The following is a 21777-nucleotide window of genomic DNA, read 5'->3' on the forward strand; positions in this document are numbered from 1 at the left end:
AGAGCGGCTTCTCCCCGCGTGCGGGGAGAAGCGAGTTGCGTACCGAGTATTAGACCCGCGCTTCGGCGAGGCTTGGCGCGCCTTCAGTCTGCGGGCCGCGGCGCAGGTAGAACCACCAGGTGAGTCCAAGGCAGGCGGCGTAGAACACGAGGAAGATCGCTAGCGCGAGCTGCGGACCACCAGTCGCTGCGATCGACTTTCCGAAGCTGCTCGGGATCAGGTAGCCGCCGATCGCGCCGACCGCGCCGATGAAGCCGACTGCTGCGCCACTCTCGACGCTCGCCGTCTTCAACGCATCCGCACGCGCCGCCTCGCCCTTGCCGCGCACCTTGAACAGATTCTGCTCGCGGAAGATCGAGGGGATCATGCGGTAGGTCGAGCCGTTGCCGATGCCCGTGGTCAGGAACAGGATCAAGAACATCGACAGGAAGCCGGTGAAGTCCTTCTGCCCGACGAAGTACAGCACGCCGATCGTGGCCGCCGCCATCGCGATGAAATTCCAGAAAGTGATGATGGAGCCGCCGACCTTGTCGGCGAGCCAGCCGCCGAGCGGGCGCGATAGCGAACCGACCAGAGGACCTAGGAACGCGATCGAGATCGTCACCGTCGGAAACTGGGTCTTGATCAGCAGCGGGAACGCCGCGGAGTAGCCGATGAAGGAACCGAACGTTCCGATATAGATGACCGCCATGATCCAGGTGTGCTTGCGCTTGACGATCGCGAGCTGGTTCTTCACCGACGACTTGGCCGAGGTCAGGTTGTTCATGAAGAACGCCGCACCGAACACCGCGATCGCGATCGGCAGCACCCACATCAAGCCGGCGTTCTGCAAATAGACGCCGCCGACCGGCGTGGCCTGGAACAGGTTGATGACGCCGAGCGTCATCAGGATCGGGGTCACGAGCTGCACGCTGGAGACGCCGATGTTGCCGCCCGCAGCATTGATACCCAGCGCCGAGCCCTTCATTCGGTCCGGGAAGAAGAACGAGATGTTGGTCATGCTGGAGGCGAAATTGCCGCCGCCGAGACCGGCTGTCGACGCGATCAACAGCATCAGCCAGAACGGCGTGTCGGGCTGGCTCACGAAGTAGGCGAGCGCCAGCGTCGGGATGAACAGCACCGCCGCGCTGAAGATGGTCCAGTTGCGGCCGCCGAACGTGGTGACAGCGAACGTATAGGGAAAGCGCATCAAGGCGCCGATCAGGCCCGGCACCGCCACGAGCTGGAACAGCTCGTCGGTCGAATAGTGGAAACCCGCCTGCGGCAGCTTGGTCGCGACGATGCTCCAGATCAGCCACACGGAGAAGCCGATATGCTCGGCGACGATCGACCAGATCAAGTTACGCCGGGCGACGGCTTTGCCGCCCGCATTCCAGAACGCCTCATCTTCGGGGCGCCAGTCAGAAATCCACGTCGGATTGCTTTCCTTCATTGGAAAAATTCCCTTTCGTAGGAAGCGGGACACCGACTGACGCGGGGGCGCACGGATGCACGCTCGGGGAGGCCCCCGTTTTCGGCGGTGTCACGATTTGAATGATTGCTCGGTGACGGCGTCGATGGCGTCGAAACCCTTAATTCAAGCTCCGTGCCAAACCGATCAACGTTGGAAAGTTAAATAAATACAGCAACTTGATGCAATTGATGAAAAAATAATCACGCCTATAATTGCATCAAAAACCAGCGACGCGCTCATTTCTTGAATGCAGATTCGCCTGTTGATTGTGCGTCGCACAAGACTTGGGCACGCGCCCGTTTTTTCGTCATCGGGCGATCTGCCGGAGCCGATGAGGCACGGCCGGGGAGGTGTATCTCCTTCCAAACAGCGAAAAAATCGGGCCCAGCCTGTTGTCACCTGCTTGCCGGCCGGTCTGGCACATCGATTGCTTTTGTTCTGCCTAGTCAACGATGACTGACAGTGAGCCGGAGCGTTAAGCCACCGATGGCCACTGGGAAGCCTGTTCGCTGGTCCGCCAAGGCGCGGTCATCGTGATGCTATCCCTTGCGCATGTCGGTGCTCTTCTCCGCTCCGCGTCCCCGTCCCGCGGGGCGCGCGCACAGCTCATTGGTCTGACAGAGGCGTCGATCCGGCACGAGCCGGGTCGATCGTTCACACGAGCAAAGGAGCTGTTGATGTCGTATCTCGCGCCTTCGGAATTCGTCACCAAGATGGTGGACGCAGGCGAATCCAAGATCTTCATGTCCACCCGGGATACGGTCATCCGCGCCTATATGGCCGGCGCCATCCTGGCACTCGCGGCCTGGTTCGCCGTCACCATCAACGTCAACACCGGCCAGCCGATCATCGGCGCGCTGCTCTTCCCGGTCGGGTTCTCCATGCTCTATCTGTTGGGCTTCGACCTTCTGACCGGCGTCTTCGTGCTCGCGCCGCTCGCGCTGATCGACAAGCGGCCCGGCGTCACGCTCGGCGGCGTATTACGCAACTGGGGGCTGGTGTTCCTCGGCAATTTCGCCGGAGCGCTCACGGTGGCCTTCATGATGGCCTTCGTCACGACGTTCGGCTTCACGCAGGACCCCGACAAGGTCGGCGCGGCCATCGGCAATATCGGTGAAGGCCGAACGCTCGGCTACGCGGCGCATGGTGCCGCCGGCATGGCGACGCTGTTCATCCGCGGCATGCTCTGCAACTGGATGGTCTCGACCGGCGTCGTCGGCGCGATGATCTCCACGACCGTCCCCGGCAAGGTGATCGCTATGTGGATGCCGATCCTGGTGTTCTTCTACATGGTGTTCGAGCATTCCGTGGTGAACATGTTCCTGTTCCCGTCAGGCCTGATGCTCCACGCCAAATTCTCGATCATGGATTACTTCATCTGGAACGAGATCCCGACCGTGCTGGGCAACCTCGTGGGCGGCCTCGCCTTCACCGGACTGACGCTCTACACGACGCACGTGCTGACGAAGCCGAAGCGCCAGCCGGCTGCGAAGGCGCAGACCCGCGCCGCGGCCTGATCGATCGATGGTCAACAAGGGAGCCTCGCCTGATAAGGTGAGGCTCCCTTTGCATTGGTGGCGAGGATGGGCCGGGGCTTGCGAATTTCGATCGGGCAGCACTCCGACAAGGGGCGTAAGCCGGTCAACCAGGATTTTCACGGCGCCCTCATCCCGGCGGAGCCGCTGTTGAGCCTGAAGGGGATCGCCGTCGTGCTGGCCGACGGTATCTCCAGCAGCGCCGTGAGCCAGGTCGCAAGCGAGTCGGCGGTCAAGAGCTTCCTGAGCGATTATTATTGCACATCAGAATCCTGGACGGTGAAGACGTCGGCGCGGCGCGTGCTCGAAGCCACGAACTCGTGGCTGCACGCGGAAACGCGACGCAGCCAGTGCGCCTACGAGCGCGACAAGGGCTACGTCTGCACTTTCACCGCAATGGTCGTCAAATCGACCATGGCCCACATCTTTCACGTCGGCGACTGCCGGATCTACCGCGTCGCCGGCAAGGCGCTCGAGCAGCTGACCGAAGACCATCGCGTCATCGTCTCGTCGGAGCAGACCTATCTCGGCCGCGCGCTCGGGATCAATCCGCAGATCGAGATCGACTACCAGGCGCTCCAGATCGAGAAGGGCGACATCTTCCTGCTCGCCACCGACGGCGCCTACGAGTTCGCCGATCATCGCTTCGTCACCAGCACGCTCGATGCCCATGCCGGCGATCTCGATGGCGCAGCGAAATCCATCGTCGAGGAGGCCCATCGGCGCGGCAGCGACGACAACATCACCGTCCAGATCCTGCGCATCGACGAGGTGCCGCAGACCGGTTCGTCCGACATTTTCGGCGGCACGACGGAGCTGCCGTTGCCGCCGCTTCCGGAACCGCGGGCACTATTCGATGGCTACAGCATCGTCCGTGAAGTGCACGCCTCCAGCCGCAGCCACATCTATCTTGCGGTCGACACCGAGACCGAGGAGATGGTCGCCCTGAAAATCCCCTCGATCGATCTGCGCGATGACCCCGCCTATTTGAAGCGCTTCCTGATTGAGGAATGGATCGCGCGGCGGATCGACAGCCCCCATGTGCTGAAACCCCGCACGCGGTCCAAACGACGCAACTACCTCTACGTTGTGACCGAGTTCATCGAGGGGCAGACGCTGCGGCAATGGATGCTGGACAATCCGCGCCCCGACCTCGAGACCGTCCGCGGCATCGTGGACCAGATCGCGACGGGCCTGCGCGCCTTTCACCGCATGGAGATGCTGCATCAGGACCTGAGGCCCGACAACATCCTGATCGACAAGACCGGCACCGCGAAGATCATCGACTTCGGCGCGGTCCAGGTCGCCGGAATCGTCGAGGCCTCGCCACATCCGGCCGACGCAGAAATCCTCGGTACGGTGCAATACACCGCGCCGGAATACTTTCTCGGCGAAGGCGGCTCACCACGCTCGGACATGTTCTCGCTGGCCGTGATTTGCTACCAGATGTTGACCGGAGATCTGCCTTACGGTGCCCAGATCGCCCGCATCCGGGGACGATCGGACGCGTGGAAGCTGAGGTATCGTCCGGCCAGCCACGACGACCGCGCTGTCCCCGTCTGGATCGACGGCGCGCTGCGCAAGGCGCTGCATCCCGATCCCAACAAGCGCCACGAGGACCTGTCCGAATTCACCTACGAGCTCAGGAATCCGAATCCGGCCTATCTCAGCACGCGGACCACGCCGCTGCTCGAGCGCAATCCGCTTCTGTTCTGGAAGTTGACCACAGTGGTCCTGGCATGCGCCGTCGTGACCCTGCTCGCGCTGCTGCATGCGCGCTAGTAGGACCGATCTCGGTCAGGCCGGCTCGGCCGCCTTCGTCCCCAGCGGCTTGGGCGCGATGCCGCCACCGGGCTTGAGGTGGAATTCATAGGTCATCAGGTGCCATTGCCCGTTCGCCTTGGCGCCGTCGGGCATCGCCGGATCGCTGCGCGGTTCGACCTTGGCGACGAGGTCATCCTTGACCCCGAACACCACGTCGGAATCGAGATATTTGTCGCCGTCCATGAAGACGTGGGTGATGAGCGGCTCGTAGCCCTTCGCATTGACCAGGAAGTGCACATGCGCCGGGCGCATCGGATGGCGCTTGGTCTGCATGATCATCTCGCCGACCGGGCCATCCGTCGGGATCGGATAGCTGCACGGCAAAATGGTGCGGAAGAAGAATCGGCCATCGCTGTCGGTGATGAAGCGCGCCCGCGCCGAGGCGCCGACCTCGTCATAATTCGCCTTCTGGGAATCATAGAAGCCGTCATCGTCGGCATGCCAGACATCGACAGGAACATTGGCGAGCGGCTTGCCCTTGAGATCAGTGACGCGGCTCTGCACGAACATCCGCTCGCCCGTGAGATTGTTCGGCGAGATGTCGGTGCCGTGGGCGGTGACCTTGTGCTCGCCGACATAGAACGGGCCGAGCACCGTGGTCTGGGTCGCGCCATCGCGGTCGCGGTGGTTGACGGCATCGACCAGCATGGAAACGCCGAGCACGTCGGACAGCAGGATGAACTCCTGCCGGGTGTCGGTGCACTTCTGGCCGGTGCGGGTCAGGAAATCGATGGCGTAGTCCCATTCCTCGAAACTGAGACCGGTCTTGCTCACGTAATCGTGCAGCGACTTCACCAATTCCTGGAGCAGGAATTTCGCTCGCGGATTTGGGGTGTTGTCGAAGCTTTTGACGACGGCTTCGGTGAGTTCGGTCTCGTTGAACTGCGTCATGGTGCGTTTGCCCTAGATTTTCTCGTTGGCCCGGCTGGGCTCCCTGGAGGCGTTCCAGACCGGAGCCTACACCAACCGGCGGCCCTGCGTTAAGCGCGACCCGCTGGGAATGAGGCCATCATTTCGGCTATCAACTTGCCGACAAAACCGCCCGGAGGAACCGATGCTCGCCCCTACCCCCGCCTCGCCCGAATCCGTGGGCATGTCCAAGGCCGCGCTCGACCGCGTCGATGCCCATCTGAAGACCCGCTACATCGATGCCGGCCGCTTCCCGGGCACGCATCTCCTCGTCTACCGTCGCGGCAAGATCGCCCACAGCTCCGTGCAGGGCCTTGCCGATATCGGGCGCAAGGTGCCGGTCAAGGACGACACCATCTACCGCATCTATTCCATGACCAAGGCGATCACGAGCGTCGCCTTCATGATGCTGGTCGAGGAAGGCCTGGTCGCGATCGACGAGCCTGTCGCCAAATACATCCCCGAATGGACGAATCTCGGCGTGTTCGTCGCCGGCACTTCGCCGGCCTTCCTGACCCGGCCGCCGTCCCGGCCGATGCTGATCGTCGACCTCCTGCGCCACACGTCCGGGCTGACTTACGGCTTCCAGCAGCGCTCCAATGTCGATGCGGCCTATCGCGCCGAGAAGATCGGCGAGGTCGAGAAAGCAGGCACGCTGCAGACCATGATCGATAGCCTTGCCAAAATCCCGCTGGAGTTCTCGCCGGGCGAGGCCTGGAACTACTCGGTCGCGACCGACGTGCTCGGCTATCTCGTCGGCAAGATCTCCGGGATGCCGTTCGAGCAGTTCCTCAAAACACGCATCCTCGATCCACTCGGCATGACCGACACCGACTTCCACGTGCCCGCCTCGAAGGCGCACCGCTTCGCCGCCTGCTACAACGCCGATCCCAGTGGTGGATTCACCTTCCATGCCGGCCAGCGCCGCGAAGGCCTCACGCTCCAGGACGACCCGACCACGAGCTCGTTCCTGTCGCCGCCCTCCTTCATCTCCGGCGGCGGCGGGCTGTGCTCGACGATGGCGGATTATCTCACCTTCTGCCGCGCACTCCTCAACGGCGGCGAGCTCGGCGGCGTCAGACTGATCGGGCCGAAGACCCTGGCGCTGATGACCAGCAACCACCTTCCCGGCGGCCACGCGCTGCCCGAACTGTCGCGCTCGCTGTTTTCGGAAGCCGCCTACAACGGCATCGGCTTCGGTCTCGGCTTCGCCGTGACCATGCGTCCATCGGAGACGCTGATCGCGGGCAGCGCGGGTGAATACGCCTGGGGCGGTGCAGCCACGACTTCGTTCTTCATCGATCCCGCCGAGGAACTGATCACCATCTTCATGACCCAGGTGCTGCCGTCGAGCGCCTACCCGATCCGGCGCGAGCTGCGCAGCATGGTCTACGCCGCGATCACCGAGAGCAATCTCTGAGATCACGAACGTCTCTTGAGATTTGCGAGAGGTCGTCATGCCCGGGCATGCACGTTCTTCGTTCCACTTGGCCAAGCGCGTGGATGGCCAGGACAAGCCGGGCCATGACGAGACATACACGATGGCAACGGGCTTCGTGAGAGATCAGCGAGCCCGTTGCTATTTTGTCTAGTGGAAGTGGCCGATCAGATAGATGCCGCCGCCGACAACCAGTACGGCCGGCACGGCCCACAAGATGAGAACTGGCATTGTGTCATCCTCGTCAGTTTGACGTGCAGACCTTGACGGTCTTCATGCCGCTCTCAGCCTCGGTGCGCGACTTGTAGACCGTGCCCGACGGGCTCACGACGGTCATGGATGTGTCCATCGGCTTCTTGTCGACGATGGTGCACTTCTTGGTCTTGACGTCCTGCACGACGTAGAATTCGTCGGCTGCGAACGCCGGCAGGGAAAATGCAGCAACCATCAGCGCTGCGGTTACGATCCTCAATTTCATGTTCTCCTCCAATTGCCGGGCATTCCAAACCCCGGTCGATTCACAAACGGGAAAAAATGGCAATTTGTTCCTATCCGCCGGGAACGTCACGTTCAGAGGGATGTTGAACAAGCGGTCGCCTCTCGGAGTAGATCCCACCATGACTTCGCATCGAGAAGCCCGGATCGCCGGGCTGAGCCTGGCGGCCGTGTACGCCATGTGTTTGCTGCTCACGGCAATCGGCATGAGCTGAAGCGCCGGCGGCTGCGCTGCAAAATTGCCATTCCGGCCTGCTTGCCGGAGATGAAAATCGTGGCGCCGCGCAAGTCCTGCCCGTATGGTTCTGTCCAAAATCAAAATCCGGCGCCGCAGCGCTGGAACCGGGACGCCCGCGTTGTCAAAGCTCACCTTGCCGGTCCGGCTCGCTCTCCTGGTTGCGGGAACGATGTTGCCGCTGATCGTTTTCGCCGTCGGTCTCGCTTATTCCAACTATCGGCAGGACCGCAGCGACGCGACGCGGCGGGTGCTCGAGACAGTGCGAAGCATGCGCCTCGTGCTCGATTCCGAAGTGCAGCGGATGACGGGCGGTCTGCAGGTGCTCGCGCTCAGCGAATCCTTGCGCAGAGGTGACTTCGACAGTTTCCGGCGATCGGCAGCCGGGTTCATCAACCAGTACGGTGAGGACAGCGTGCTGCTGCTGGCCGACAAGTCTGGGCACCAATTGTTCTCGACGCTGACCACCGACACGGCGAGCCTGCCACCGCGCAACAATCACGAGATCGTCGAACGGGTCTTCGCGAGCAAGACGCCGCAATTCTCCGATCTGTTCACCGGATCTACCAAGAAGCGCCCGATCGTCACGGTCGAAGTCCCCGTGCTGAGCGACGGCGAGGTGATCTACTCGCTGTCCTTCAGCCCGCCGATCGACATCTTCCAGCATCTGGTCGAGCGACAGCGCCCCGACGAGCAATGGACCGTGTCGCTGCTGGACAGCAAGGGCGTCGTGTTCGCGCGCGCCCCCAATCCGAACGAGACCTTCGGCAAGCAGGCTTCGCCCTCGCTGTACGAGGCGATGTTCCGCTCACCCGAGGCGGTTCTGTCGAGCGTGTCGCTCGACGGCGTTGCGCTTGCCTCGGCCTACACACGGTCGCGGCTGACCGGCTGGACCGTCGCCGCCGGCGTCACCGAGAGCTCGCTGATCGAACCGCTCTGGCGCAACATCGCGATCACCGGCCTGATCGGCGGCGTGCTGCTGCTGGTCGGCCTCACCTTTGCGGTCAGGATGGCGACCACGATCGCGCGCGGCGACATGCTGCACAATCTGCTGGTCGAGGAGCTCAACCACCGCGTCAAGAACACGCTGGCCTTGATGCAGGCCATCGCGGTGCAGACCTTCCGCGGCGCAAGCCGCGACGAGCGCACCAAGTTCGAGGGGCGTCTCGGCGCGCTGGCCGAGGCACATAATCTCCTCAGCCAGGAGAAATGGGCAGGCTCGGAACTCAGGGACGTGATCGCGCGCGCGCTGCAGCCGTTCCTGCTGGTAAATCCGGGCCGCATCCGGATGAATGGCCCCGCGGTACCGCTGTCGCCGCGCCTGGCCGTGGTGCTCTCCATGATCGTGCATGAGATCGCGACCAACGCCGCGAAATACGGCGCATTGTCCAACGAGACCGGCCGGGTGACGCTGGACTGGCAGATCATGGAGGACACGCCGAAGCCACGGCTCCGGCTGATCTGGACCGAGACAGGCGGGCCATTGGTGACGGCGCCGGTGCAGCGCGGCTTCGGCTCGCGTCTGATCGAGCGCAGCGCACGCGACCAGCTAGGTGGCGAGGCGACCGTGGACTTTTTGCCGCGCGGCGTCGTCTGCACGGTGATTTGCGCCCTGGATGAAACCCGGTGAACGAAGGATATCGGCAATGAAGATCACTCGGATCCGCGAGCACATCCTCGAAGCGAAGCTCTCGCAGCCCTTCGCTTATTCGCGCGCCTGGTACGACACCCGCACTGCGATGCTGGTCGAGATCGAGACCGACGCGGGCCTGACCGGCTGGGGTGAATGCTACGGGCCGGCTCGCATGACGTCGGCTGTCGTCGATGGCGTCGCACCCTGGCTGGTCGGCGAGGATCCACTGCGCACCGACGTGCTGTGGCAGACGATCTACGCGCGCCTGCGCGATCACGGCCAGAAGGGCATCGTGATCCAGGGCTTGAGCGGCATCGACATCGCGCTGTGGGACATCAAGGGCAAGCATTTTGGCGTGCCCGCACACCAGCTGCTCGGCGGCGCCGCGCGAAAAGAAGTACAGGCCTATGCGACCGGGCTCTACCGGCGCAAATCGGGCGATCCGCTGAAATACTTGCCGGAGGAAGCGGCCGGTTATGCCGCGGAAGGATTCCGCGCCGTGAAGCTGAAGATCGGATTCGGCATCGCGGAGGACGCCGCGGTCACGCGCGGCGTGCGTGAGGCGATCGGCGGCGATGTCGCGCTGATGGTCGACGCCAACCACGCCTATGATGCGGTCGCCGCAATCCGGCTCGGCCGGCTGATCGAGCCCCACGACATCGGATGGTTCGAGGAGCCGGTGCCGCCGGAGGACGTTGCCGGCTATCGCGCGGTGAAATCGGCGCTGACGATACCGATCGCCGGTGGCGAGTGCGAGTTCACGCGCTTCGGCTTCCGCGACCTGTTCGCCACGCACGCGCTCGATATCGCCCAGCCCGACCCCTGCGCGGCCGGTGGCCTCACCGAATGCAAGAAGATCGCCGACATGAGCGAGGCGTTCGGCATCCGCTACAATCCGCACGTCTGGGGCACCGGGATTGCGATCGCGGCCTCGCTCCAGCTTCTCGCCGTGCTGCCGTCGCACACGCCGACTTCGCTGGCGCCGCTCGAACCGCTGCTGGAATTCGACCGCACCGAACATCCGATCCGGCAGGCGATCTTGAAAGAGCCGATCGAGCACACCAACGGCGTTGTTCGCGTGCCCAACGGTCCCGGGCTCGGCGTCGAGATCGACCGCGAGGCGCTGGCGCGATTCGCGATGAACGCCTAACCGATCGTCTGCAGCGCCGGAAACGTCTCCAGCAGCCAGATGCTCACATTGGAGACCGCACCGGTGAGGAAGCCGATGCCGGTGATCACCATCAACACGCCCATGGCCCGCTCGACATTGACGAGCTGGCCCTTCATGCGCGCGAACAGTTTTGAGAACTGCTCGATCATCAGGGCTGCGATCAGGAAGGGAATGCCGAGGCCCGCGGAATAGACCGCGAGCAACCCCGCCCCCTTCGTCACCGTCGCCTCCGCCGCGGCGATCGACAGGATCGCAGCGAGGATCGGGCCGATGCAGGGCGTCCAGCCGAAGGCGAAGGCGAGGCCCATCACATAGGCCCCCCAGAGGCCGACGGGCCTTGGCGCGGTCAGGCGCCCCTCGCGCATCAACAGGCCGATCCGCGTCAGCCCGAGGAAGTGCAGGCCCATGATGATGATGACGATGCCGGCAAGGATCGACAGCTCCGCCGACCAGGCGCGGATCAGCCCGCCGATCAGCGAGGCGCTGGCGCCGAGCGCCACGAACACCGTCGAGAATCCGAGCACGAACAGCAGCGCCGCCATCATGATCGCGCGCTTGGAGGCGGAGGCGGGCTCGTCGCTCTCGACATGCTCGATCGTGGCGCCGGTGAGATAGATCAGGTAGGGCGGAACCAGGGGCAGAACGCACGGCGAGAGGAAGCTGACGAGGCCGGCAATCAGCGCCGCCGTAATCGAAACATTTTGCATGATGCAGTCGGAGCCATCCCGGGCCCTCAGGCAGCGCGCCGGGAACGCGCGCATGGCCGGGGCCGAACCGGCTCTGGTGTAGCCGATGCCGGGGAATGCGCAACAGAGGCGCGATCAAACCAAGGCTCCTCCCGATGCCGTCTGCGATCACAGATGCGGCATCGGGACGCGCACAAATCTCGCCAAAAAGCGAGATTCGGCGGCGCGGCTACTTCACCACGCGGAGCAGCGGACGCCGGGGCTGGTCCTGCGTCTGCTTGGAGGGGGGCAGCGGTTCGCTGGCAGCGCTCCGCAGCATTTCGTCGCACAGCGCCTTGAGGTCGGCGCTGTCAATTCCTTTGAGCTTCATCCTGACATCGAGGATGACGATCGAGAGCAGCTCAGCCGACTCGCGGCTGCTGCTCTCATTGAGAACCTTGCGGCACCCCTCGAGCGTCTCGAGCACCGACTGCAACTGTTCGTCTGAATGCGACACGGCGTTCTTTCCGTTAATTCGGGCTGCGAGACGCGCTTGAAACGATCCCCTCGGCCCCCAGAGAGAGCCAAGGATAGCATGGGGAATCAGCGCCCTCGAAGTTGATTTCTATGTGTTTCTGCGTCGAAACCGCGGTTCCAGTCGGCATCGCCACGCGACGCAAGTCGGAACGGTCAAAGTTGAAACGCTTGGTCTCGCGCGATCGATCAATCCCACGAGGGCGCACGACATTTCGCACGTCACCCTCCGGTGCACGTAAACCCGGCAATCCTGCAGCCACTTCGAGGCTTGCAACGGAACGCACGACTAACCCCTCTTCCGGGCAATAACTTGCCCGATCCCAATCCCAAGCACACTAAAATACCACTTCGGGCGCGGTAAGTATGGCGTTCAAAACTCACCGTTCCCCAACCCGTCGTGGTTGTGGTTTGCGCTAGATTCTGCCAGTTTAGCGACCCGAAGGGACTTGTATGCACTCCTTGGCGGAAAGGGGCGTTCCACTGGAGGAACGCCTAAAGACAAACATCAGCGGCCTCTCCGATTGGGATGCGGCCCGCATTTTCTTGGAAGTCGTTCGATGCGGCAGTTTCCGCTCGGCGGCAGAACGCCTGTCCCTGTCCATCAATGTGGTCCGCCGCCGAATCGATGATTTCGAGCGCCAGACCGGCACCACCCTGTTCACCCGCGACGTCCACGGCACCCATCTCACTGACGAAGGCGCGCTGGTGGTCTCCGCCGTCGAGCGCATGGAGGCGGCGGCCTTCGATGTGCTGCGCACGAGCGATTCGACGGCCAGCGCTTTGTCCGGCGAAGTCCGCGTCGCCGTGACCGAGGGACTCGGGACATTCTGGCTCGCCCCGCGGCTGGTCGAATTCCAGCAGGCCTATCCGAAGATCATCGTCGACCTGCATTGCGCGATGCGCTCGGCCGACGTGTCCCGCCACGAGGCCGACGTCGCCATCCATCTGTCGCGGCCGTCGGCGCTCGACGTCAAGCTGGTGCGGCTCGGCCGCATGCATTTGATGTTCTGGGCCTCGAGAAGTTACGTCGAGAAATATGGCGCGCCACGTTCGGCGGTGGAATTGATCAAGCACCGCCTGGTGCTGCAATTCGCCGACCAGATCGCCGCCAAGGAAACCTTTGAGAGCTTCTTCCCGGGCGTTCCGGAACGTGACCTTCTGGTCATGAAGACCAACGTCTCGAGCGCCAACTACTGGGCGGTCGCGAATGGAGCCGGCATCGGCGTATTCCCGAGCTATGCCATTGCGCTGGGCGGGAAGTTAATTCCACTGGAAGTCGAGTTGAACCGACCGCTGGATATCTGGTTGTCCTACCACCCTGGTAGTGGCCGGATTCCCCGCGTGCGGCACATGATTGATTGGCTGATCGAAGCTTTCAATCCAGCTCGCTTCCCGTGGTTTAAGGAAGAATTCGTGCATCCGCATGAATTCAAGGACTCGTATATGGGCGAACCCCTGACCCAGCTCTTCGGGGGATTTTCAACCGAAGAACAAAGGTGAAAAATAAAATGAAAGCAGCGGCGAAGAGAATGAAGCAGCGCAGTGCTGGCAAGCCGGACATCGAGCTTGGCAAGCGGATCCGTCTGCGGCGCGTCGAGATGAAGATCTCGCAGGCCGAGCTCGGCGAAAAGCTCGGCGTGAGCTTCCAGCAGGTCCAGAAATACGAGAAGGGCGTCAATCGCGTCGGCGCGGCTCGGCTTCAGCAGATCGCCTCCGCCCTCGATGTGCCGGTGACCTTCTTCTATGACGGCGACAACAAGGCCCGCGAAGTCGAAAGCCTCCTGTTCCTGGACTCGGCTTTCAGCCTTCGCCTGCTGCGCGCCTACAGCAAGATCAAGGATCAGACGGTGCAGCGTCAGCTCGTCTCGCTGATGGAATCGATCGCGGCGAACGAAGCCTGATCGATTGACGGTCTGGCCTTCACGGCCAATGTTCAATCCGCCGCGCCGCGGGGGCGCGGCTGGATTGGGCGAGGCCTGATTGGCAGGATAAGCGCTTGCGCGCCCACGCGCGTGGCCTTCGATCTTCGGGGCGGCTTGGCCGCCCCTTTTTTTTGGTATTCGTCGCGGTTTTCGCGAACCCGCCCCAGCCTTGTTGCGACCTAATCGAGAGCCTCCGCGTTGGACACACGGGGCCTCGATGCGCCGTGCTTAATGGGACCGCAACTCCGATGCCCTAGCTTCTCGCCGATTTCGGGAATCGGCGCACGCAGCACAGCGGCCGGGAATTGCCTCATGGGGAAAACCAGACAGATGTCGAAACGCCATGCCGTGATCATTGCCATCGGCCTCCTCGCCAGCGCTTCCGCGCTCGCGCAGACCGAGACCACGGGCCAGGCCACGCCCAAGGCCGCCACCCCGTCCGGCATAGTCCCGACAGCCGCCAACCCGGCTCACGCCGCCGCCCCCAAGGCCGCCCCTGCGGCACCGGCTTCGACAGCCGAGAGCCGCTCGGCCGCAGCTCTCGCGCTGACGCATGAGCCGACCTATGACGAAGGCACCGCCCAGCGCATCAAGGACGCGGCGCTGAGCTATTCAGATCTCGCGGTGCGCGGCGGCTGGCCGGCGATCCCTGCGGACGCCAAGTTCGCGCCCGGCGTCCAGGGCGCCAACGACGACCTCCTCCGCAAGCGGCTGATCCTCTCGGGCGACCTCGCGGCCGAGAAAGCGAGCGGCGCTTTCGACCAGGATCTCGCGGACGGTGTGAAGCGCTTCCAGGCCCGCCACGGTCTTGCGCCGACGGGCCTGATCACGCCACGCACGCTCGCGGCGATGAACGTCACGGTGCAAAAGCGCATCCGCCAGCTGGAGGCATCGCTCGAGCGGCTCGAGAACAGCAGTTTCAGCTTCGGCCAGCGCTATGTCGTGGTCAACATTCCCGCCGCCTTTGCCGAGGCGATCGAGAACGACATCGTGGTGCGGCGCTATCGCGTCATCGTCGGCAAGACCGAAAAGCCCTCGCCGACGCTGACGGCCCAGATCACCGGCGTGGTGCTGAACCCGACCTGGACCGTGCCCTCCTCGATCGCAAAGACCGAGATCTCCGCGCATATGCGCAAGGACCCGACCTATCTGTCGCGCATGCACATGGACGTGCTCGACGGCCACGACAATCCGATCGACCCGCATTCGGTCGACTGGTCGGGCGCGCACACGCCAAACTTCACCGTGCGCCAGCAGAACGGCACTTTCAACGCGCTCGGCGCGGTCAAGATCGACATGCCGAACTCCTATTCGGTCTACATGCACGACACCAACCAGCGCAATCTCTTCAGCGACGATTACCGCTTCGACTCCCACGGCTGCTCCCGCGTCGACAATGTGCGCGATCTCGCCGCCTGGCTGCTCAAGGACCAGCCGAAGTGGAGCCGCGCCGCGATCGACGCGGAAATCGCCACGGGTCAGCATCAGGAGGTCGCCATGGCCAGGAAGGTGCCGGTGGCCTGGATCTATCTCACGGCGTGGATGACCAAGGACCAGACCATCCAGTTCCGCAACGACATCTATAATCAGGACGAGCAGTTGCTGGAGGCGACCGCCGAAGAAGCCGCGTTCTTCAGCAATGCCGGCAGCCATCCGCTGACCGCGCATATGGCGCAGTAGGCATGCAATCGCGGCACGGCCGGATGCAGATCCCTTGCCCTGCCGCGGTTGACCCGGCCCTCGCCAAAGTCGCACATTGCGCCTCGCCAATGACAAGCGAGCGCGCAATGCCCGATCTCTCCCAGGAAACTCCCTACGCCGACGGCAAGATCACCAAGCAGGTCACCGACGGCATTGGTGTGATCACCTTCAACAATCCCGACAAGCGCAACGCGATGTCGCTGGAGATGTGGGAGGGATTTGGCGAGGCGCTGACAGCCTTGCGCGACGACGATACGGTGCGCGTCGTGATCATGCGCGGTGCCGGCGGCAAGGCGTTCGTCTCAGGCGCCGACATCAGCCAGTTCGAGAAAACCCGCCACAATGCGGCGGCCTCCGAGGAATACGGTAAGCGCAGCGCCGCCCAGCGCGCGCTGCTCGCCGATTACCCGAAGCCGACGATTGCCTGCATCCAGGGCTTTTGCCTCGGCGGCGGCATGCAGGTCGCAATGCTCGCCGATATCCGCATCGCTGCGCATGACAGCCAGTTCGGCATCCCCGCGGCGAAGCTCGGCATCGCCTATGGTTATGATGGCTTGCGGCACCTGGTGTCGCTGGTCGGCCCGTCCTGGGCGCGGTTGCTGATGTACACCGGCATGCGCATCGATTCCACCGAAGCGCTGCGCATCGGCCTCGTCGAGCGCGTGATCCCGGACGATCAGCTCTGGGGCGAGACCATGACGATTGCCGAGACGATCTCGCACAACGCGCCGCTTGCAATCAAGGCCGCCAAGATCACCATCGCCGCGGTGCTGAAGGACCAAAGCGCCCGCGACATGGATGCTATCAAGGCGGCCGGCACGGCCTGCATGGACAGCGCGGATTTCCGCGAGGGCCGGCAGGCCTTCATGGAGAAGCGCAAGCCGCAGTTTTCGGGGAAGTAGCCTCTGCGCTGGACGCGCCACAAAAATCTCGAAAACAACCCCATGCAAAGTAGAAATTGCTCAACAAGCTCGATATGGCGCGAGCCGTGCGGCAATGAGATTTGACACGTCGGGCAAAACACCGGCAGAATAACACCATGGCGCACCGCGGCCGATAAGGATGGGCACGACGCCGCCGCGCTGATTGGACCAAGTGCAACGCATGCTCCGATCACGGCAACCCGTCAGATGGTCAAAACATGAAAGACACGTTGAACTTCGTCGGCGACGGCGATGATGTGGACGTCATCCACGACGTTGAGCGAACCTTTGGGATCAAGCTGACCGCAGCGGAAGCCGAGCAGACGCGGACCGTCGGCCAGCTTCACGATCTGATCGAACTGAAACGTCCGAACGCCGGAAGCGGGACACAGACATGCCTGTCTCAACTGGCGTTCTATCGCCTGCGTCGAGCACTCAAAACGATGGGACTCGAGGGCGAGATCACACCTCAGACGCCCATGTCAGCACTCGAGCGAATTGAACCTCGTTCGATGGCTTCGAAATGGCGTCGCCTTGCGCAAAGTTCTGGCCTTGATCTTCCAAGTCTGGAATCACCTTTCCGGATAAAGAAGGAGCCGGCAATCTTCCGTTGGCGGGCCCCGCTCATATTGGGCGTGCTCGGCTGCTTGTGGGTCGCCTTTGGGACCTCGCTGGACTACCGGCTTGTGCTCTTTCTGGGAAGCGCACTGTTTGTTGGCTTTGATTACGCGTGGTGGCTTGTCGCCCGGAGCGCTCCGCAGCGTATCCACACCATCGGTGAGCTGGCGCGAGAAGCTTCTGGCTTCAGTTTCGCGACACTGACAGCCGAGAACAAGGAATGCGCTCCGTCTGACCGGTGGTTTGCGCTGGGCGCGATCTTGCGCGGGATTACCGGACACGAGCTTGCAATTACGCGTCAGACAACGTTCTTCGCCGATCACGCGAGGTCCACGGCTTAGTGGCCTGAAATCGGCGTGCTTGAGGTTTGATATTCGTCAAATGGCCGACCTGCCCAAGGAATCTTTCATTATCGAACGCCTCCAAGAAGGCGGCTGGCGCGTCGTCCGACGGGCCGACCTGACTGATATCCCGATCGCCGACTTTGTTTCGTTCCACGAGGCCCAGGAATGGGTGAACTGGAAGTCCGGCACTCCCAGAATCAATCCGTTTATCACGGCGAACGAAATGTTCTCACAGCCGCGGCTGGTCGAGATCGCGATCGAGCCGAAGTCGAAGGCCGATGCGGAGAAGCTCGGCATTGCGCTGGCGAAGCTCGCGACCGAGGACCCTGCTTTCGAAATGTCGATCGATCACGAGACCGGACAGGTCGTCTTGAAGGGCGTGAGCGAACTCCATCTCGACGCCAAGCTCGAAACCCTCAGGCGCACCTACGGCATCGATCTCGGAGTTGGGGCGCCGCAGGTGGCGTTCCGTGAGCGCATCACTTGGCCGGCCGAGATGGAATATACCTACAGGAAGCAGTTGGGCGGTTCAGGCCGGTTCGCGGCCGTCAAACTGCGTGTCGAGCCGAACGCGCCCGGCCAGGGCTACCGGTTCGAGTGCAGGATCGCCGGCAACGCGGTACCGAAAGAATTCATCCCCGGCGTCGAAAAGGGGATCGAGAGCGTGCTTCCCTCGGGCGTGGTCGCGGGCTTCCCGGTGATCGACATCAAGGTCGAACTGGTTGACGGCAAATACCATGACACGGACTCTTCTGCGCTTGCCTTCGAGATCGCCGCACGCGCGGCCTTCCGACAGGCGCTTGAAAACGCTGGGCCGTTGCTGCTCGAGCCGATCATGGCGGTGGAGGTGGTGAGCCCTGAGGACTGTTTGGGTCCCATCATCGGAGACCTGAATTTGCGGCGCGGGCAGATCCAGAGGCAAGACACGCGCGGCGGCGCCACTGTCATCAACGCGATGGTGCCTCTCAGCCGCATGTTCAGTTACGTGAATGACCTGCGCTCGATAAGCCAGGGGCGCGCAACCTTCACAATGAAATTCGATCACTACGCTCCGGCATCCTCGCCCGAGCATGACCCACCATTTCGGCCTGCAATCGGGATGCGTGCTTGAACGAAACTTCGCGGATGAGCATCGCGACGAGGCCGCTCCCGTGAACGCCTGTTCACCAAGATTAAATTCCTCGCCTCCCTGCGCTGCGATAGCAACCAGTTGATCCCCTGCAAGTTCTCCCGCCACCAACGAGGGAGATTGCGATGAAACTCAAACTTGCTGTTGTTCTTGGTCTGGCTGCTCTTGGCAGCGCCGCGCTGGTGTCGGGACAAGCGCTCGCGGCGATGCCGAACGGCATTCCGCTGGCTGACCAGGTCACCAGCGGTCCGGCCGCGCACGTCGATCAGGTGCGCATGGTCTGCAACGCCTGGGGCCGCTGCTGGTGGCGCCCGAACTATTACGGCGCCTACGGCTATTACGGCGGCCCGCGACGCTTCTACGGTTACGGCCCGCGCCGGTGGGGCGGGGGCTATCGCCACTGGCACCGCTGGTAGATGACGAAGGGGCCGCGAGGCCCCTTTTTCTTGCGAGGCCCGCGGCGTCAATCGGCGAAAACCTCGATCAGGCGAAAGCGCTCGCACATCAGCATCATGTCTTCGCTGAAGCGTCCGAGCCGGCCGAAATAGGTGCGATGGGCATTGCGCCAATAGGCAAGGCTTCGATCGCCCTCGCCCTCATCGTAGGCAAAGGCGGCGTCGACGTCATGGAAGCGCCGGTAGGTGATCTCGACGGTTTCGATGACGCAACGTGGTTGTCCCCGTCCATCGAGCACGACCCAGCGCTCACCAGGCGTCGATGTGTTCGGCTCGTCCTCCGTGCTGCAGGTCGCGGTCTTGACGCCCTTGACGACGAGCTCGAACAATTCATCCGCGAGCGCCGGACTGTCGCCGAAGGCAAAGGTCCGGAGCGCTCGATAGTGTTCGGCGACCGGCTTGCTCATGGTCTTCCAGCTCCCCGATCGCCCGCCCGCGTCTACAGCGCCGCGAGCACCGCCTTCGTGATGTCCGCCGTGCCGTTGCTGCCGCCAAATTCCATCGGCTTGAGGCCGCCGGCATAGACCTGATCGACCGCGCGCTCGATCCGCTCGCCGGCTTCCGCCGCGCTCTCGACCCCGTGCTTGTCGGCGAGCCAGTCCAGCATCATCGCCGTCGACAGGATCATGCCGGTGGGATTGGCCTTGCCTTGCCCCATGATATCGGGCGCGGTGCCGTGGCACGGCTGGAACACCGCATATTTGTCGCCGATGTCGGCCGACGGCGCCATGCCGAGGCCGCCGATCAGGCTCGCGGTGATGTCGGAGACGATGTCACCGAACATGTTCTCCATCACCATCACGTCGAAATCCCAGGGGCGCTTGACCAGCATCGCCGAGCAGGCATCGACATAGAGGCGATCGGTCTTCACCTCGGGATGTTTCTTCGCGATCTCGTCAAAGATGCCGCGGAAGAACGCAAATGCCTTGAACACGTTCGCCTTGTCGACACAGGCGAGGCTGCCCCGCTTGCCACGTGCCTTGCGACGCTCGGCGAGGCGAAACGAGAACTCGAACAGCCGCTCGGAGGTCTTGCGCGTGATCACCATGGTCTCGCGCGCGTCGTCATGGGTGACGACGCCCTTGCCCATCGAGGCGAACAGGCCTTCGGTGGACTCGCGGATCACGACGAGATCGATGCCGCGCTTGTCAGCGCCGACGATCGGGCTCGGCACGCCCGGAATCAGCCGCGCCGGGCGCACACCGGCATAGAGATCGAAGATGAAGCGCAGCTCGATCTGCGGCGCGATCTCGGTATTGTCGGGGTAACGCACCGACGGCAGGCCGCAGGCCCCGAGCAGGATCGCGTCGGCCTCCTCGCAGAGCTTGATCGTGCTGTCCGGCATCGACTTGCCGGTGGCGAGATAATTGTTGGCACCGGCGGGAGCCTCGGTGAAGCGGAAGCGCAGGCCCGACTTTGTCTCGATCTTGCGCAGCACCTCGAGCGCGGGCGCCATGACTTCGGGACCGATGCCGTCACCGGCGAGCACGGCAATGTGGAAGGCGTTGTTTGCGGGCATGCGGATTTTCTCACGCGAAGGAAGAAGAGGCCCGTCATTGCGAGGAGCGAAGCGACGAAGCAATCCAGACTGTCTCTGCTGAAAGACTCTGGATTGCTTCGCTCCGCTCGCAATGACGGAAGAGAACTACGGCATCAGCACCGTGCGCCCGACCACCGCGCCCTGTTGCAACTGCACCAGCGCGTCGTTGGCCTTGTTGAGCGGTGCCTTCGTCACCGGGATCGGCGCCACGTTCTTGGCACGCACGAGATCGAGCAATTCCTGCGTCTCGCGCAAATTGCCGACATAGCTGCCCTGGATCGTCACTGCCTTGATCGGGATCAGCGGCAAGGCCCAGGTCGCGCCGCCGCCGAACAGGCCGACGATGACGAGCTTGCCGCCCTTCGTCAGGCAGTCGAAGCCAAGCTGTGTCGTCGCAGCGTTGCCGACGAGGTCGATCACGGCGCGGATCGGCCCACCCGCTTTCTTTGCCAGCTGCTCCAGCGCATCCGGCGCCTTGGGATCGACGGTGGCGAGCGCGCCGGCCTTTTCCGCGGCCTCGCGCTTCCTGGCGTCGATGTCGACCATGATCGCGCCCTTGCCGCCCATCGCCTTGAGCAGCGACAGCGCCATCAGGCCGAGGCCACCGGCGCCGAACATCACGATCGGCGTGTCAAAATGCTGCTCGACCTTCTTCAGTGCGCTGTAGGTGGTAACGCCCGAGCAGGCATAGGGTGCGGCCGACGCGGGATCGAGCCCTTTCAGGTTGAGCAGATAGCGCGGATGCGGCACCAGCATGTGATCGGAATAGCCGCCGTCGCAATAGACGCCGAGCGAGCGCGGCGTCAGGCACATGTTCTCGTCACCGGCGAGGCAGGTGGCGCATTTGCCGCAGCCGATCCAGGGATAGACCAGGCCGACATCGCCAAGCTTGAGACCGCCCTGGTCGGTCGGTTTCACGTCGGGCCCGAACGCCAGGACTTCGCCGACAGTCTCATGGCCCATCGTCAGCGGCAGATTGATGCCGCGGTCTTTCAACGACAGGGGCTTGCGGCCATGGCCGAGGTCGTAGCCGCCTTCCCAGATGTGGAGGTCGCTGTGGCAGACGCCGGCGGCCTTGACCCTGATCAGCACCTGCGTGCCCGATGGTTGCGGCGTTGCCTCGTCGAACTCCTGCAGCGGCGCCTTGAAATCAGCGACCTTGAAACTCTTCATGGCGTCCTCCCGGCGTACGTCTTCTCGTCGCGCCACCATGCCACGAGCGGCGGGGCGAGACAAACCCGCACAGCCGT

19 protein-coding genes and 1 pseudogene are annotated in these 21777 nt (G+C 63.2%); 12 read left to right on the forward strand and 8 right to left on the reverse strand.

Annotated elements, in window-relative coordinates; all coding sequences use genetic code 11:
• Positions 1 to 49: 49 nt before the first annotated feature.
• Positions 50 to 1432 (reverse strand): MFS transporter, encoded by a 1383-nt coding sequence (locus K3F49_RS14015; protein ID WP_234681534.1) that lies wholly within the window; start codon positions 1430 to 1432, stop codon positions 50 to 52.
• A gap of 698 nt (positions 1433 to 2130) precedes the next feature.
• On the opposite strand from K3F49_RS14015, the gene K3F49_RS14020 reads away from it, so the two are divergent.
• Positions 2131 to 2970 (forward strand): formate/nitrite transporter family protein, encoded by an 840-nt coding sequence (locus K3F49_RS14020; RefSeq protein WP_234681535.1) that lies wholly within the window; start codon positions 2131 to 2133, stop codon positions 2968 to 2970.
• Between the two features lie 66 nt (positions 2971 to 3036).
• Positions 3037 to 4770 (forward strand): bifunctional protein-serine/threonine kinase/phosphatase, encoded by a 1734-nt coding sequence (locus tag K3F49_RS14025; RefSeq protein ID WP_234681536.1) that lies wholly within the window; start codon positions 3037 to 3039, stop codon positions 4768 to 4770.
• Positions 4771 to 4785: 15 nt separating this feature from the next.
• Here K3F49_RS14025 and K3F49_RS14030 read toward each other — a convergent pair whose 3' ends face one another.
• The gene (locus K3F49_RS14030; protein ID WP_234681537.1) at positions 4786 to 5703 is read right to left on the reverse strand and encodes a dioxygenase family protein; all 918 of its coding nucleotides are present in this window, start codon (positions 5701 to 5703) and stop codon (positions 4786 to 4788) included.
• A gap of 163 nt (positions 5704 to 5866) precedes the next feature.
• Here K3F49_RS14030 and K3F49_RS14035 point away from each other — a divergent pair, with 163 nt between their 5' ends.
• Entirely contained in the window at positions 5867 to 7141 is a 1275-nt protein-coding gene (locus tag K3F49_RS14035) for a serine hydrolase domain-containing protein (RefSeq protein ID WP_234681538.1), read from the forward strand.
• Between the two features lie 262 nt (positions 7142 to 7403).
• Here the strand turns inward: K3F49_RS14035 and K3F49_RS14040 are convergent, their stop codons facing one another.
• Positions 7404 to 7637, reverse strand: coding sequence for a hypothetical protein (locus K3F49_RS14040; RefSeq protein ID WP_234681539.1), 234 nt, complete (start codon positions 7635 to 7637; stop codon positions 7404 to 7406).
• A gap of 424 nt (positions 7638 to 8061) precedes the next feature.
• Between K3F49_RS14040 and K3F49_RS14045 the strand changes: the two genes are divergently transcribed.
• A complete protein-coding gene (locus tag K3F49_RS14045) occupies positions 8062 to 9519 on the forward strand; it encodes a sensor histidine kinase (protein ID WP_234681984.1) in 1458 nt (485 codons plus the stop codon).
• Between the two features lie 16 nt (positions 9520 to 9535).
• Positions 9536 to 10672, forward strand: a complete 1137-nt coding sequence (locus tag K3F49_RS14050) for a mandelate racemase/muconate lactonizing enzyme family protein (protein WP_234681540.1) — start codon at positions 9536 to 9538, stop codon at positions 10670 to 10672.
• Here the strand turns inward: K3F49_RS14050 and K3F49_RS14055 are convergent.
• Both K3F49_RS14055 and K3F49_RS14060 read right to left on the reverse strand, forming a co-directional pair.
• Positions 10669 to 11400 (reverse strand): cytochrome c biogenesis CcdA family protein, encoded by a 732-nt coding sequence (locus K3F49_RS14055; RefSeq protein ID WP_234681541.1) that lies wholly within the window; start codon positions 11398 to 11400, stop codon positions 10669 to 10671. The two genes, K3F49_RS14050 and K3F49_RS14055, sit on opposite strands and share 4 nt — an antisense overlap.
• Positions 11401 to 11608: 208 nt before the next feature.
• Positions 11609 to 11875, reverse strand: a complete 267-nt coding sequence (locus K3F49_RS14060) for a hypothetical protein (RefSeq protein ID WP_234681542.1) — start codon at positions 11873 to 11875, stop codon at positions 11609 to 11611.
• A gap of 470 nt (positions 11876 to 12345) precedes the next feature.
• On the opposite strand from K3F49_RS14060, the gene K3F49_RS14065 reads away from it, so the two are divergent.
• The 7 genes and pseudogenes from K3F49_RS14065 (at position 12346) to K3F49_RS14095 (ending at position 18948) form a co-directional block, all read left to right on the forward strand.
• On the forward strand, positions 12346 to 13395 hold the full coding sequence (locus K3F49_RS14065; RefSeq protein ID WP_234681543.1) for a LysR family transcriptional regulator: 1050 nt from the start codon (positions 12346 to 12348) through the stop codon (positions 13393 to 13395).
• Between the two features lie 29 nt (positions 13396 to 13424).
• The gene (locus K3F49_RS14070) at positions 13425 to 13796 is read left to right on the forward strand and encodes a helix-turn-helix domain-containing protein (RefSeq protein WP_027546544.1); all 372 of its coding nucleotides are present in this window, start codon (positions 13425 to 13427) and stop codon (positions 13794 to 13796) included.
• Positions 13797 to 14147: 351 nt separating this feature from the next.
• Positions 14148 to 15497: a L,D-transpeptidase family protein gene (locus K3F49_RS14075; protein ID WP_234681544.1), complete on the forward strand. Its 1350-nt coding sequence runs from the start codon at positions 14148 to 14150 to the stop codon at positions 15495 to 15497.
• Between the two features lie 107 nt (positions 15498 to 15604).
• Entirely contained in the window at positions 15605 to 16420 is an 816-nt protein-coding gene (locus tag K3F49_RS14080; RefSeq protein WP_234681545.1) for an enoyl-CoA hydratase, read from the forward strand.
• Between the two features lie 239 nt (positions 16421 to 16659).
• The gene (locus K3F49_RS14085; protein ID WP_234681546.1) at positions 16660 to 17400 is read left to right on the forward strand and encodes an acyl carrier protein; all 741 of its coding nucleotides are present in this window, start codon (positions 16660 to 16662) and stop codon (positions 17398 to 17400) included.
• Between the two features lie 229 nt (positions 17401 to 17629).
• A pseudogene (gene fusA / locus K3F49_RS14090) lies at positions 17630 to 18514 on the forward strand (elongation factor G); the annotation flags it as partial.
• 143 nt (positions 18515 to 18657) lie between these two features.
• On the forward strand, positions 18658 to 18948 hold the full coding sequence (locus K3F49_RS14095; RefSeq protein WP_234681547.1) for a hypothetical protein: 291 nt from the start codon (positions 18658 to 18660) through the stop codon (positions 18946 to 18948).
• Between the two features lie 47 nt (positions 18949 to 18995).
• On the opposite strand, the gene K3F49_RS14100 is transcribed toward K3F49_RS14095, so the two are convergent.
• From K3F49_RS14100 to K3F49_RS14110, 3 genes are all read right to left on the reverse strand, one after another.
• Positions 18996 to 19394 (reverse strand): ASCH domain-containing protein, encoded by a 399-nt coding sequence (locus tag K3F49_RS14100; RefSeq protein ID WP_234681548.1) that lies wholly within the window; start codon positions 19392 to 19394, stop codon positions 18996 to 18998.
• A 32-nt stretch (positions 19395 to 19426) separates the two neighbouring features.
• Positions 19427 to 20506, reverse strand: a complete 1080-nt coding sequence (locus tag K3F49_RS14105) for an isocitrate/isopropylmalate dehydrogenase family protein (RefSeq protein ID WP_234681549.1) — start codon at positions 20504 to 20506, stop codon at positions 19427 to 19429.
• A gap of 126 nt (positions 20507 to 20632) precedes the next feature.
• Entirely contained in the window at positions 20633 to 21700 is a 1068-nt protein-coding gene (locus K3F49_RS14110) for an alcohol dehydrogenase (RefSeq protein ID WP_234681550.1), read from the reverse strand.
• Positions 21701 to 21777: the final 77 nt, after the last annotated feature.

Origin of the sequence: Bradyrhizobium monzae, from assembly GCF_021458635.1 — a bacterium.
Classification (GTDB): Bacteria; Pseudomonadota; Alphaproteobacteria; order Rhizobiales; family Xanthobacteraceae; genus Bradyrhizobium.